Source organism: uncultured Faecalibaculum sp., from assembly GCF_910588395.1.
In the GTDB taxonomy this organism is placed as follows: Bacteria; Bacillota_I; Bacilli_A; order Erysipelotrichales; family Erysipelotrichaceae; genus Faecalibaculum.
Genome location: NZ_CAJUPA010000050.1, coordinates 1 through 11,925, shown reverse-complemented (window position 1 = coordinate 11,925; position 11,925 = coordinate 1). Strand labels below are relative to the sequence as shown.

16 protein-coding genes are annotated in these 11,925 nt (G+C 55.7%); all 16 read left to right on the top strand.

Features of this window, described 5'->3' with window-relative positions:
• The first annotated feature begins 272 nt into the window (after positions 1–272).
• The gene (gene upp, locus QZ305_RS10730) at positions 273–893 is read left to right on the top strand and encodes a uracil phosphoribosyltransferase (protein WP_294731925.1); all 621 of its coding nucleotides are present in this window, start codon (positions 273–275) and stop codon (positions 891–893) included.
• Positions 890–1,069 carry an AtpZ/AtpI family protein gene (locus QZ305_RS10725; RefSeq protein WP_294731924.1) on the top strand — a complete coding sequence of 60 codons (180 nt, stop codon included), beginning with the start codon at positions 890–892 and terminating at the stop codon, positions 1,067–1,069. Before upp ends, QZ305_RS10725 begins: the two co-directional genes overlap by 4 nt.
• A complete protein-coding gene (locus QZ305_RS10720) occupies positions 1,047–1,436 on the top strand; it encodes a hypothetical protein (RefSeq protein ID WP_294731923.1) in 390 nt (129 codons plus the stop codon). Before QZ305_RS10725 ends, QZ305_RS10720 begins: the two co-directional genes overlap by 23 nt.
• Complete coding sequence (gene atpB / locus QZ305_RS10715) at positions 1,408–2,121, top strand: F0F1 ATP synthase subunit A (protein ID WP_294731922.1); 714 nt, start codon at positions 1,408–1,410, stop codon at positions 2,119–2,121. The genes QZ305_RS10720 and atpB overlap by 29 nt, the downstream gene beginning before the upstream one ends.
• Positions 2,122–2,148: 27 nt before the next feature.
• Positions 2,149–2,394 carry an ATP synthase F0 subunit C gene (gene atpE, locus QZ305_RS10710; RefSeq protein WP_294731921.1) on the top strand — a complete coding sequence of 82 codons (246 nt, stop codon included), beginning with the start codon at positions 2,149–2,151 and terminating at the stop codon, positions 2,392–2,394.
• 6 nt (positions 2,395–2,400) lie between these two features.
• On the top strand, positions 2,401–2,928 hold the full coding sequence (gene atpF / locus QZ305_RS10705; RefSeq protein WP_294731920.1) for a F0F1 ATP synthase subunit B: 528 nt from the start codon (positions 2,401–2,403) through the stop codon (positions 2,926–2,928).
• Complete coding sequence (atpH, locus tag QZ305_RS10700) at positions 2,913–3,446, top strand: ATP synthase F1 subunit delta (RefSeq protein WP_294731918.1); 534 nt, start codon at positions 2,913–2,915, stop codon at positions 3,444–3,446. Before atpF ends, atpH begins: the two co-directional genes overlap by 16 nt.
• 4 nt (positions 3,447–3,450) lie before the next feature.
• Positions 3,451–4,986, top strand: a complete 1,536-nt coding sequence (gene atpA / locus QZ305_RS10695) for a F0F1 ATP synthase subunit alpha (protein WP_294731916.1) — start codon at positions 3,451–3,453, stop codon at positions 4,984–4,986.
• Complete coding sequence (gene atpG, locus QZ305_RS10690; RefSeq protein ID WP_294731914.1) at positions 4,973–5,815, top strand: ATP synthase F1 subunit gamma; 843 nt, start codon at positions 4,973–4,975, stop codon at positions 5,813–5,815. The genes atpA and atpG overlap by 14 nt, the downstream gene beginning before the upstream one ends.
• A 12-nt stretch (positions 5,816–5,827) precedes the next feature.
• Positions 5,828–7,240 carry a F0F1 ATP synthase subunit beta gene (atpD, locus tag QZ305_RS10685; RefSeq protein WP_294731913.1) on the top strand — a complete coding sequence of 471 codons (1,413 nt, stop codon included), beginning with the start codon at positions 5,828–5,830 and terminating at the stop codon, positions 7,238–7,240.
• Complete coding sequence (atpC, locus tag QZ305_RS10680; RefSeq protein ID WP_294731911.1) at positions 7,237–7,629, top strand: ATP synthase F1 subunit epsilon; 393 nt, start codon at positions 7,237–7,239, stop codon at positions 7,627–7,629. Before atpD ends, atpC begins: the two co-directional genes overlap by 4 nt.
• A 790-nt stretch (positions 7,630–8,419) precedes the next feature.
• Positions 8,420–9,058: a DUF6977 family protein gene (locus tag QZ305_RS10675; RefSeq protein WP_294731909.1), complete on the top strand. Its 639-nt coding sequence runs from the start codon at positions 8,420–8,422 to the stop codon at positions 9,056–9,058.
• Between the two features lie 36 nt (positions 9,059–9,094).
• Complete coding sequence (locus tag QZ305_RS10670; RefSeq protein WP_294731906.1) at positions 9,095–9,658, top strand: GNAT family N-acetyltransferase; 564 nt, start codon at positions 9,095–9,097, stop codon at positions 9,656–9,658.
• Positions 9,659–9,745: 87 nt separating this feature from the next.
• Entirely contained in the window at positions 9,746–10,177 is a 432-nt protein-coding gene (locus tag QZ305_RS10665) for a hypothetical protein (RefSeq protein WP_294731903.1), read from the top strand.
• A 163-nt stretch (positions 10,178–10,340) separates the two neighbouring features.
• Positions 10,341–11,366 carry a YdcF family protein gene (locus QZ305_RS10660; RefSeq protein WP_294731901.1) on the top strand — a complete coding sequence of 342 codons (1,026 nt, stop codon included), beginning with the start codon at positions 10,341–10,343 and terminating at the stop codon, positions 11,364–11,366.
• Positions 11,367–11,370: 4 nt separating this feature from the next.
• A partial coding sequence (locus tag QZ305_RS10655) for a GrpB family protein (protein ID WP_294731899.1) occupies positions 11,371–11,925 on the top strand: 555 nt, incomplete at its 3' end.

Sequence of the window (11,925 nt, the reverse complement as noted above, 5' to 3'; positions counted from 1 at the left end):
ATTATTAAAAATTCCAATCTGAGATATGTTCAGATGGAACTGTGAAAGACCCGTGCAACAGAACTCTTTTTCTGTCACTTCCGGCAGCAGGGGGCATGGCCGACGGTTTATCCGGGATAAAAGTTGTAAAATAACCCCGTTCATCCAATGGATGAATCTGACGGAAACCGGCGCTGCCCCAGGGGTTTTCCAGGACAGACCTGCCTGCCGGCCGCGGTGTATTCCGTTATGTCACTCTGTTATAATGAGACCGGAAAATCGAGGTAAGAACTATGCTTCATGTAATTGAACATCCTCTGATCCGTCACAAGCTGACGGTCATGCGTGACAAGAACACAGGCACCAAGGATTTTCGGGAGAACCTGGATGAAATCGGCAGCCTGATGGTGTATGAAGTGACCCGGGATCTGCCGGTGGATGATGTGGAAATCGAAACGCCCATCTGTTCCTATACCGGAAAGACTCTGGAGTCTCCGGTGGTGGTGGCCCCGATCCTGCGGGCAGGCCTGGGCATGGTCACCGGGATCCTGTCGCTGATTCCCACGGCCAAAGTCGCTCACATCGGTCTGTACCGGGATGAAAAGACCCTGGAACCCCACACCTATTTCGAGAAATACCCGTCCACCATTCCGGAAGCCACGGTGCTCATCGTGGATCCGATGCTGGCCACCGGCGGTAGTGCCAATGCAGCCATTGACATGGTCAAGCGCCAGGGTGCGAAGAACATCAAGCTGGTGTGCCTGGTGGGTGCGCCGGAAGGTGTGAAAGCCGTGGAACGGGCCCATCCGGATGTGGATATCTATCTGGCAGCGCTGGATGAGAAGCTGAACGAGAACGGCTACATCGTCCCGGGTCTGGGAGATGCCGGCGACCGGATCTTCGGCACGAAATGAAGGCTGCCAAGTTTCCGGGCTTTCTGCTGGCCAACATTCTGGCGGCACTTCTGGTGGGATATCTGCTGGATTCTTGGCTGCACACCTCGCCGGTTTTCATCGTCATCGGTGTGCTGTATGCGGTGATCGGCTCCATCGTGCTGCTTGTGTGGCATGAGAAAAAACAGAACAGCTGAAATCAGCCGTCAGTTCGGCGCCATCGCCTGTCTGTCGCTGGTTCTGGGAACCGCGGGGAGTCTGATTGCCCTGTGCTGGGGACTGCGGGCTTTCTGCGGCGTCTGGTGTGGTGTTTTCATGTGTCTGGCAGGGCTTTCAATGATCCAGTCCTGGGCCTGTCGGAACACTTTCACCAAAATGTCCGGTTTCAAAAACTATGCCGGGCGGTATATTTTTTACGGTCTTGTCATCGCTGCCTGCCTCTGGCTGCAGGTGCCGGTGCTGAGTCTGATGGCGGGCATCGCGCTGCAGAAAGCGGCGCTGGTGATATACCCGCTTCTGGGAAAGGAGGATGTTGATGGACCCCGCTGCAATAAGCGCCATTGAGATCCATTTGGGCAGCTTCACGCTGGAGATCCAGCAGTCGATTCTCGTCTGGCTGATCCTGTGCGTGGTCTTCGCCTTCTTCTTCTATTTCGCAGGCAGAAAAATCGAAAAGACCGATCCGTCCAGAGCCCCCAGGGGCCTGGTGTATGTCTGCGAGGAGATTTACAATCTCATTCTCTACGTGGTGCAGGGCAACCTGAAGGAAACCACGGTGCGTTACATTCCGTTTTTCGGCACTCTGATCATCATGATGCTTGTCAGCAACCTGACTGGTCTGATCGGCCTGCAGAACCCCACCAGCAATGTGAGCTTCAATGCCACGCTGGCGCTGACGCTGTGGGTCATGATTCAGGGCAGCGCCATCCGCAAGGCAGGACTGAAAGCCCGGATGAAGGAACTGACAGAACCCATGTGGCTGCTGACGCCGCTGAACATCATCGGCGAGCTGGCTCTGCCGATTTCGCTGACCATGCGTCTGTTCGGCAACATTCTGGCGGGTTCCATCATTACCATGCTGGTCTACACGCTGATCAAGAACATTGCGCCCTGGGGCTATCTGGGGCTCACCCTGACTCCCTTCCTTCACATGTATTTCGATATCTTCTCGGGTGTGATCCAGACATACATCTTCTTCACCCTCGGTTCCTATTTCCTGGGACAGCAGGTATCGAAGGAAGCGGATTAGGACACAAATCAAGGAGGAAAATGATTTATGGGATTCAATGAATTTTTCGTACAGGGCATGGCGCTGCTGGGCGCCGGCATTGCCATGGTCGCCGGTCTTGGCCAGGGTATCGGCCAGGGTTTCGCAGCCGGCAAGGGTGCCGAAGCCGTTTCCCGCAACCCGGAAGCATCCGGAAAGATCCAGTCCATCATGGTGCTTGGCATCGCGCTGGCTGAAACCACCGGTATCTACTCTCTGGTTATCGCGATTCTGCTGATCTTCATCAAGGGCTGATCCTGAATGGTCGACTTCAATATTGACAACTATCTGCGAATCTCGCCGACAGATGTCATTCTGGTTCTGATTTCGACCGCTCTGATCATTCTGTTCGCCAAGCATTTTTTCTGGGACAAGCTCACGGCGTTCATCAAAAAGCGTCAGGCTCTCATCCAGGAGAACATTGACAGTTCCGAACGTCTGAAACAGCAGGCGCTGGAAGAAAAGGCTGTCTATGACAGAAAAATGCAGGATGCCGGCAAGGAAGCCCACGCCATGATCGAAGAGGCGAAGGCACAGGCCGGCGAGGAAAAGGCGGAGATCCTGGCGGCTGCCAGAACGCAGGCCGACCGGATCCGCCAGGCAGCGGCGGAAGACATTGTCAGAGAACAGCGCAGAGCCGAAAAGGACATGGCCACAGCCATCAGCAGCGTGGCGCTGTCCGCGGCGGAAGCACTGGTGAAAAAGGAAGCGGACGACAGCATGCGGGCGGATTTTGTCGCAGACTTTATCCAGCAGGCGCAAGAGGATGACAGATGGCAGAAGAGCTGATGCCCTATGTACAGGCACTGTATGAATCAGCGGAGCAGGCCGGAAACACCGATGTGGTGGAAAAGGACCTGGAGCAGCTGAACGCGGTGCTGGCGCAGAATCCGGATTATGCCGCGATGCTCAGTCATCCCGGTGTGACCAGGGAGCAGAAAGCAGCCTGGCTGACGGAGCTCTGTGCAGGCGCCGAGCCGCTTCTGACCACATTTCTGTCCATTCTGGCTTCTCACGGCATGGCGGGAAAACTCCCGGACATGCTGGAGGCCTGGCGGGAATGTGTCAGAAAAGCCAATGATATAGAGACGGTGCTGGTGGAAACACCTGCGCCGCTGTCCGCGAAAGACGAAGCGGCTCTGGTCAGCATGCTGGAGTCCCGTCTGAAGCGAAAGATCGAGCTGACGGTCCGGGTGGAACCGGAGCTCATTGCGGGTCTGCGTGTCAGAGCCCGGGACCTGGTCCTGGACAACACAGTGCGCAGCCGGCTGAATGCAATGCGCGAGCAGCTCGTGGAAAGCAGGTGAAGGTATGAGTTTGAATCCGGCAGAGATCACCAAGCTGATCAAAGCCCAGATACAGAATGCCGGTCAGGACCTGGAAATGTCGGAAAGCGGCACGGTTCTCAGTGTCGGCGACGGCATCGCCACGGTATACGGCCTGAAGGATGCCATGATGAGCGAACTGCTCATCTTTCCGCATGATGTCTACGGCATGGTCATGAACCTGGAAGAAGACCAGGTCGGGGCCGTGCTGATGGGTGAAAACTACGACATCAAGGAAGGCGACCTGGTCAAGCGCACAGGAAAAATCGTCGAGGTTCCTGTGGGCGACGGCATGATTGGACGGGTAGTCAACGCCCTGGGCCAGCCCATTGACGGGCAGGGTCCCATTGAATATACGAAGGAACGCCCGGTGGAACGGGTGGCTCCCGGTGTCATGACCAGAAAAGGGGTTTCCGTGCCTCTGCAGACTGGTCTGAAAATCATCGATTCCATGATCCCCATCGGCCGGGGTCAGCGTGAGCTGATCATCGGTGACCGTCAGACAGGCAAGACAGCCATTGCGATTGATGCGATCCTGAACCAGAAGGATCAGGATGTGCTGTGCATTTATGTGGCTATCGGCCAGAAAGCCAGCACCGTGGCCCAGATCGTGGAGAAGCTGAAGCAGTACGGCGCCATGGACTATACAACCGTTGTGGCTTCCACAGCCAGCGAACCGGCGCCTCTGCAGTACATTGCGCCCTATGCGGGCTGTGCCATTGGCGAAGAATGGATGGAAAACGGCAAGGATGTGCTGATCGTGTACGACGATCTGTCCAAGCACGCCGTAGCGTACCGGACCATGTCTCTGCTGCTGCGCAGACCTCCCGGACGTGAAGCCTATCCCGGAGATGTATTCTATCTGCATTCCCGGCTGCTGGAACGGGCTGCTCGGCTGAATGAAGACAATGGCAGCGGATCCCTGACGGCTTTGCCGATCATTGAAACCCAAGCCGGTGATATTTCAGCTTACATTCCCACCAATGTCATCTCCATCACAGATGGCCAGATCTTCCTGAAGACCGAGCTGTTCAATGAAGGCATCCGGCCGGCGGTAGATTCCGGTCTGTCGGTTTCCCGTGTCGGTTCCGCTGCCCAGATCAAGGCCATGAAACAGGTATCCAGCTCCCTGAAGCTGGAACTGGCGCAGTTCCATGAAATGGAGTCCTTCGCAAAATTCGGCTCCGATCTGGATGCTGCAACAACCGAAGTGCTCAACCAGGGCGAGAAAGTCACGCAGCTGCTGATCCAGCCGCAGTACAAGCCCATGCCTGTGGAACAGCAGGTTCTGGAGCTCTTCACATCCAAGTACCGCTACCTGAAGAAAGTGCCGGCAGATCTCGTGCAGAAGTACGAAGACGGCATGATTTCCTTCATTCGGCGGGAGTATCCGTACATCATTGACCAGATCCGCCGGGACAAGGCGCTGGACGACGAGCTTATCGCGCAGATCAAGACCGCGCTGGATGCCTGGACGCAGTCATTCCTGCAGACAGAAGGCATCGCTGATGGCGGCAAGTAGACAGGACATCAAGGCCCGCATCGCGTCGGTGGATTCCACGAAGAAAATCACCAAGGCGATGCAGCTGGTGGCCAGCAGCAAGCTGTCCAGGCAGAGAGAGCGCATGGAAGCCAACCGGGAATATGCCCAGGCCATGCACCAGCTCTTTGACCGGATGTGCGAAGGCATGGGCAAACGGTCCATCTGGGTAACACCGGCCAATGACAAACCCGCTGCGGTGTTTGTGATCACCAGCGACATGGGACTGTGCGGCGGCTACAACGCCAATGTGTGCCGCATGGTGCAGGCGGATCTGGATCCGGCGGATGAAATCACGGTGATCGGATCCCGGGGCGCAGCCTGGTTTGCGTCTCATCCTGATTTCCATGTGACGGATACCGTTGCGGATCTCAATGATGACGATGCGTATCTGGTGCTGTCCAAGCTGATGGACAAAGCGCTGAGACGGTATGAAGCGGGCGAGATTTCGAAGATTCAGGTTCTGTATACCCATTACAGGAATACCCTGACCTTCGTGCCCACGCTGATGACCATTCTGCCTGTGGAGCCCAAAGCGATGAAAACCGGCGGTGCGGATACGATCTACGAACCTTCTCAGGCTGTGATGACGGACAAAGTCATCCCCATGGCGGCCAAAAGCCTCCTGTATTCCTTGTATCTGGAAAGCAAGACCTCGGAACAGGCAAGCCGGCGGATGGCCATGGAAAGTGCCACGGACAATGCGACGGAGCTGCAGGAGGAACTGGAGCTGGAGTACAACCGCATCCGTCAGGGCGCCATCACCCAGGAGATTACGGAAATCGTCAGCGGCGCCAACGCGCTTGTGTAAGAAGGAGTACGAATGGCTGCAACCAATATTGGAAAAGTATCACAGGTCATGGGACCTGTTGTGGATGTCAAGTTCGAGCAGAATCATCTGCCTGATCTTCTGACAGCCGTTGAAATCAAACGCCCCGGAGAACCGGATCTGACTGTGGAAGTGGCACAGGGCATCGGCGCGGACACTGTCCGCTGCATTGCCATGGGCAGCACAGACGGACTGGTACGGGGCATGGAAGCCGTGGATACAGGCAAGCCGATTCAGGCCCCGGTGGGCGAAAACATTCTGGGACGGATGTTCAACGTCCTGGGACAGCCCATTGACGGACTGGGCGAGGTTCAGACCGACAGCAAAATGCCGATCCACCGCAAAGCGCCTTCCTTTGATGAACAGTCCACATCCAGCGATGTGCTGGAAACCGGAATCAAGGTCATCGATCTGCTGTGCCCGTATGCCAAGGGCGGCAAGATCGGTCTGTTCGGCGGTGCCGGTGTCGGCAAAACCGTTCTGATTCAGGAGCTGATTCACAACATTGCCAAGGAACACGGCGGACGTTCCGTTGTCGTAGGTGTCGGTGAACGGACCCGTGAAGGCAATGACATGTACTGGGAAATGAAGGAGTCCGGAGTTCTGGACAAAACCGTTCTGGTGTACGGGCAGATGAACGAGTCTCCCGGTGCCCGCATGCGGGTGGGCCTGACGGGCTTGACCATGGCGGAGTATTTCCGGGATGTGGATCATCAGGATGTGCTGCTGTTCATTGACAACATCTTTCGTTTCACCCAGGCCGGATCCGAGGTATCCGCCCTGCTGGGACGTGTGCCTTCGGCGGTAGGCTATCAGCCGACGCTGGCAACGGAGATGGGTCAGCTGCAGGAACGGATCACGTCCACCAAGGACGGATCCATCACCTCGATCCAGGCGGTCTATGTACCGGCGGATGACCTGACCGATCCGGCACCTGCCACAACTTTCTCGCATCTGGATGCGAAGACCGTACTGTCCCGTGACATTGCGGCTCTGGGCATCTATCCGGCGGTGGATCCTCTGGATTCCAGCTCCCGGATCCTGGATCCGCTGGTTGTGGGAGAGCGTCATTACAAGGTGGCCCGGGAAGTGCAGTCTCTGCTGCAGCGCTACAAGGAACTGCAGGACATCATTGCAATTCTGGGTATGGATGAGCTGTCGGAAGAGGACAAGAAAGTCGTCAACCGGGCCCGCCGTGTCCGGAATTTCCTGTCTCAGCCGTTCCATGTAGCCGAAGTCTTTTCCGGCATTTCCGGAACCTATGTACCGGTGGAGAAAACCGTGGATGACTTTGAAAAGATCCTGGCCGGCGACTATGATGATCTGCCGGAACAGGCTTTCCTGATGGTGGGCACCATTGAGGATGCCATTGCCAAGGCGAAGGAAATCCAGGGTGAGGCTCAGTGATTGAACTGAAAATCGTCACGCCCAGAGGGGTTTACACCAGTCTGAGCTGTCAGAGCGTGCATCTGAAAAGCAGTGAGGGTGAATTTACCGTTCTGCCCCATCACATGCCGATCATCACGGATGTCGTTCCCTGCCGTCTGTCGGTGAAAACCGAAGGCGGCGACACGCTGGAATATGCCATGTCCACCGGTTTCATGCAGTTTGCAGAGGACAAAATGCTGATTCTGGCAGATGCCATTGAAGGCAAGGGAGAAATTGATCTGGAACGTGCCCAGGCCGCGTACAAGCGCGCCCGGGAGCGTCTGGACAAGAAGGATTCCCATACCAACATGCGCAGAGCCGAGCTGTCTTTGCAGCGGGCCATCAACCGGATTCACATTGCCCAGTAGGCAGACGAATATGCAAAAACAGGCGTCAGTATCAAACTGGCGTCTTTTTTAATGCAGGCAATAACAGGTAGAATGGATGCCGCATACCTGAGCCTGTCCAATCTGCTGCCCGTTCTGTGTCATGTCGACTGTAAAATAAAGTCAACAGGAGGAAACGCAATGGGAGACTTCATTCCTGTATTCAAACACGGCGATATACCACCTGTCCCGGACAGAACCGCGTATATCCAGGAACAGCTGGACGGGATATGCAGGGTGGTCTGATGCACCTGGAGGAATACTGTCTCTTTGGTCATATGTTTCATATCCCCGGCAAACTGAAGATGGCAAAAGGAGACGGTATGATGGGACAGTGCATCGGTCTGCAAAAGTGGATGGCCAACCACCATGACAATAAAAGCCGGGAAACAGCCGGACTAGTGAACGGTCCTGACAAGCCAATACCGGCTGTATTCTCCGGGTGCGCTTCCGTTTACAGAGTTTTTCGAAGATTCGCTGGAGCATCTGGGTGACTCTGAGCGGATCGCCTGGTGGAAACTGTATGAGGAACTGATCAGTCAACTGCTTGAAGAGCTGCAGAATGAACCGGAAGCTGAGCAGGTGGGCAATTTCTGCATAGAGGACAGAAGTCCACGAAACCTGGATACCTGCGAAAGTATCCGACAGTCCTGGAAAATCCGGAATTGCGGGACTGCGTATTTTCAGAGTCGGTCACTGAAAAAAACAGTGACGATCTGTCATCATCCGTTGGGCAACCCGCAGAACAGAACCGCAGAAAGAAGGCATCATTATGGCAGAACGGCCGGTATTCACTCCTTTGAACAAATATCCCTGGTATGAAATAACCGAAATCTCCTTTCACTGGGCAGCGGGGTTTGCGCTGGTGCAGAAACAGAAAAACATCACAGCCCTTCATGAAGGCTGGGAGAAACTGCACCCGGATCAGCCAGTCCTGGAAGCCTCATCCAAAGCAGCCACAGAACTGGGCAAGTCTCTGTCTCCCTTTTATCTGGAACTTGATGGCATCCCTGTGGAGAATCAGGTGCAGGCGGCAAAAGTCTTCCAGCATGGCGGACCCTATCTGCAGGCACTGGATATGCCCGCCATCAAAGCGAAAACCTGGGGAAAGCTGAAGGAATCCGGCGCACTTCTGTATTACCGGTGGCAGGATACAGACTATCCGGTCTGGCCCAGAGGATGGTTTGCCACCTGGATGTATCTGCAGGCACTGATGCAGCATCCGGCAGCTGCCGAAGCTGTGAAAGACTATGCAGCTTTTACCGACATCGCCTTCAACCCGAAGACAGGCCACGCCTGCCAGGCCCGGTCTCTGGCGATTTACTGCGGACTGGAGAAAAAGGGAAAGCTGCAGGAAGCCATGGAAAGCTGGGAGAGTTTCCGGAAAATCGTGTTCCGGGAGCCATCGTGACAAAGATGATGACAGCCCGTAAAGGAGAAGGAAATCATGACCATCCCGAATCAGACAAACCGGCGCACGGCAGAGCAGGGTGACCCAGTCATCCTGGAAACTGACCGGCTCATTCTGCGGCCATTGACCTGGGCAGACCGGCCGGCATTGTGCACCATTCTGCAGGATGCCCAAACCATGACGTATTACAACGGGGCCTTTGATGATGTCATGGTGGACCAGTGGCTGCAGAAGCAGCTGGACCGCTACAAGACCTTCGGCATCGGGCTCTGGGCAGTGATTCGCAAAAGCGACGCCAGGCTCATCGGTCAGTGCGGACTGACCTGGCAGCCCTGGAAGGACCGGGATGTGCTGGAAATCGGCTATCTTTTCAACAGGCACTTCTGGCATCAGGGCTATGCCCGGGAAGCCGCAGCCGCCTGCAGGGATTACGCCTTTGACGTGCTTCAGGCAGAAGAGGTGTGTTCCATCATCCGGGATACGAATCTGCCAAGTCAGAACATCGCCAGGGCCATTGGAATGGAACCCGCCGACCAGTGGGTCAAGCGCTATCGAGGAGCCGATATGCCCCATATCCGCTTTGTGATTTCGCGGACCTGAGGCAAAACTGTTCATTCGCACCGCGGGACCTGTTTTCATCTTCTGCATCCTGGAGTACCATACAGACAGATACAGGGGGAATGGATCATGAAACTGGAGGTTCTGCTGCAGGCGCTTGAGCCTGGCGTCACGGTCCGCATCAACGGTGAGCGGGAAGTAACGCCGGATACAGGCGTGAATTATGAATATCTTGTGCCGGAAGGAATGCTGGAGCAGAAGGTGACATCCCTGAAGCTCTGGATTGAACCGGTGGATCCGGGAATCCGCCTCATGCTGGATGTGAAAGTGGCCGATGAACCCGGCGACCGCTTCATGACGCTGGATGATCTGTTTGTGCCCCTTGACCTGGAGGACGAAGCGGAAATCCACATCACCCGGGGAACCGATAAACTGGGACATGCCAGCCCTTCTCATATCCGGGACAGACTGTCCAATTCCACACTGGAGAGCATTGTCCGCAGCATCCGGGCAGAGCTGGATCCCATGTGGGAACTGCTGCTGCACGTGGATGTAGCCTGATTATCTGGAAATCCGGGATCGGCACACAAGTCCGGCCGGCAGGGTTCAGCCGAAACCCGCTGACCGGGCTTTTCCTGTGCCCAAGCTGCCTCTGCGGTTCTTGCAGTACCGTAAGAGAACGCAGGACAAAGCTCTGCTAAAATGACCGGGGAGAGATCTGATTATGTTTATATTCGCAACCATCATGCTGCTGCTTTCCATCCTCTGGTTTTCCCTGGTCATGATTCGTGAACCCAGAACTCTGTGGAGCGGCGCATCCTTTCTGTTTCTGCTGCTGCAAAGCGCCATCTGGCTTATGGCTGTTCTGTTCATGAACTCGGAGAGGATCATGGCCAACCGCCTGATGATGCTGCTTCTGACTCTGGCTCTGCTGGTGGTCATGGTGCTGATTGCGGTGTTTCCCGTGGCTTTCATCGGCGTGTTTTTCTGGGAGGGGATCAAAAACATCCGCCGGGAAGGACTCCGGCCGGCCAACGCACTGTCTTTGCTCTTTGCGGCAGGCCTGGTGATCTACACGCTGGTCTGGCCGCTGTTCATGACCCAGATCCGGGATGTCTGGGTGTTCGCTCTGTCCGTGATCCTGTCACTGGCTGTCATGTGGCTGCTGGGAATTTTCGCGGTGTTCTGCTTTTCCGCTCTGCTGAATCTGGTTCATGTCAAAAAGAACAGGGGCCTGGATCAGGTGGTGGTCCTGGGGTCCGGACTGATGGGAGACCAGCTGACACCGCTGCTGAAAAGCCGGGTGGACCGGGGTATTCAGGTCATGGACCGCAATCCCGGATCACTGCTGATTCTTTCCGGCGGACAGGGATCCGGGGAAGAACTGCCTGAGGGACAGGCCATGGCGACTTATGCGCTGGAGCAGGGTGTGGACCCGGAGCGGATCCGGGTGGAAGACAAATCCCTGAACACAGAACAGAATCTGCTGTATTCCAGCCAGCTGTTTGCAGGACCGGCCACCGCGGTGGTTTCCACCCGGTATCATGTCTTCCGGGCACTGGTTCTGGCCAGAATGCAGGGAATCCCTGCCATTGGCTATGGATCGAAAACGAAATGGTACTTCACCCTGAATGCGATTCTCCGGGAATATGCAGGGTATCTGAAACTGAGCTGGAAAACCCAGCTGCTGGCGATTGCCATTCTGTCCCTGCCGGTAGTGCTGCTGGCGTGTCTGTCCAGCTGGGGATGAGAGTATGGACCGGAAACTGACGGATCTGACTCTGGAAGAGCTCTGGCAGCTGTTCCCGGTGACTCTGGTGGCACACAGGGAGGACTGGAAGGACTGGTATCTGGAAGAAAAAGCCTGGCTGCAGAAGATCCTGCCACCGGACAGCCGCATCGATCACATTGGCAGCACAGCCATACCCGGGATTGCGGCAAAACCCATCGTGGATATCCTGGTCCAGGTACCGGCCGCTGCGGGTTTTTCGGAAGCCGCCGGATTGCTGGAAGATGCAGGATGGATCTGCATGGCCCAATCCGGCAGGCGGTATTCCTTCAACAAGGGCTATACCCTGTCAGGATACGCAGACCGTGTGTTTCATCTGCATCTGGTCAGGACAGGAAACGATGATGAGCTGTATTTCCGGGACTGGCTGCTGACACATCCGGCAGATGCCCGAGCCTATGAAACGCTCAAGCGGACACTGTCAGAGCAGTTTGAACATGACCGGGACCGGTATACAGCGGGAAAAACGGCACTCCAAAATTGGATAGGGAGGAAGACTAACCCCATCCAAAGATACCTT

Coding starts and splice junctions, on each gene's coding strand:
- atpE (WP_294731921.1), top strand. CDS start 2,149: ATGGGATTCAATGAATTTTTCGTACAGGGCATGGCGCTGCTGGGCGCC.
- atpD (WP_294731913.1), top strand. CDS start 5,828: ATGGCTGCAACCAATATTGGAAAAGTATCACAGGTCATGGGACCTGTT.
- upp (WP_294731925.1), top strand. CDS start 273: ATGCTTCATGTAATTGAACATCCTCTGATCCGTCACAAGCTGACGGTC.
- atpB (WP_294731922.1), top strand. CDS start 1,408: ATGGACCCCGCTGCAATAAGCGCCATTGAGATCCATTTGGGCAGCTTC.
- atpA (WP_294731916.1), top strand. CDS start 3,451: ATGAGTTTGAATCCGGCAGAGATCACCAAGCTGATCAAAGCCCAGATA.
- QZ305_RS10675 (WP_294731909.1), top strand. CDS start 8,420: ATGGCAGAACGGCCGGTATTCACTCCTTTGAACAAATATCCCTGGTAT.
- atpH (WP_294731918.1), top strand. CDS start 2,913: ATGGCAGAAGAGCTGATGCCCTATGTACAGGCACTGTATGAATCAGCG.
- QZ305_RS10665 (WP_294731903.1), top strand. CDS start 9,746: ATGAAACTGGAGGTTCTGCTGCAGGCGCTTGAGCCTGGCGTCACGGTC.
- QZ305_RS10660 (WP_294731901.1), top strand. CDS start 10,341: ATGTTTATATTCGCAACCATCATGCTGCTGCTTTCCATCCTCTGGTTT.
- QZ305_RS10725 (WP_294731924.1), top strand. CDS start 890: ATGAAGGCTGCCAAGTTTCCGGGCTTTCTGCTGGCCAACATTCTGGCG.
- QZ305_RS10720 (WP_294731923.1), top strand. CDS start 1,047: ATGAGAAAAAACAGAACAGCTGAAATCAGCCGTCAGTTCGGCGCCATC.
- QZ305_RS10670 (WP_294731906.1), top strand. CDS start 9,095: ATGACCATCCCGAATCAGACAAACCGGCGCACGGCAGAGCAGGGTGAC.
- atpF (WP_294731920.1), top strand. CDS start 2,401: ATGGTCGACTTCAATATTGACAACTATCTGCGAATCTCGCCGACAGAT.
- atpG (WP_294731914.1), top strand. CDS start 4,973: ATGGCGGCAAGTAGACAGGACATCAAGGCCCGCATCGCGTCGGTGGAT.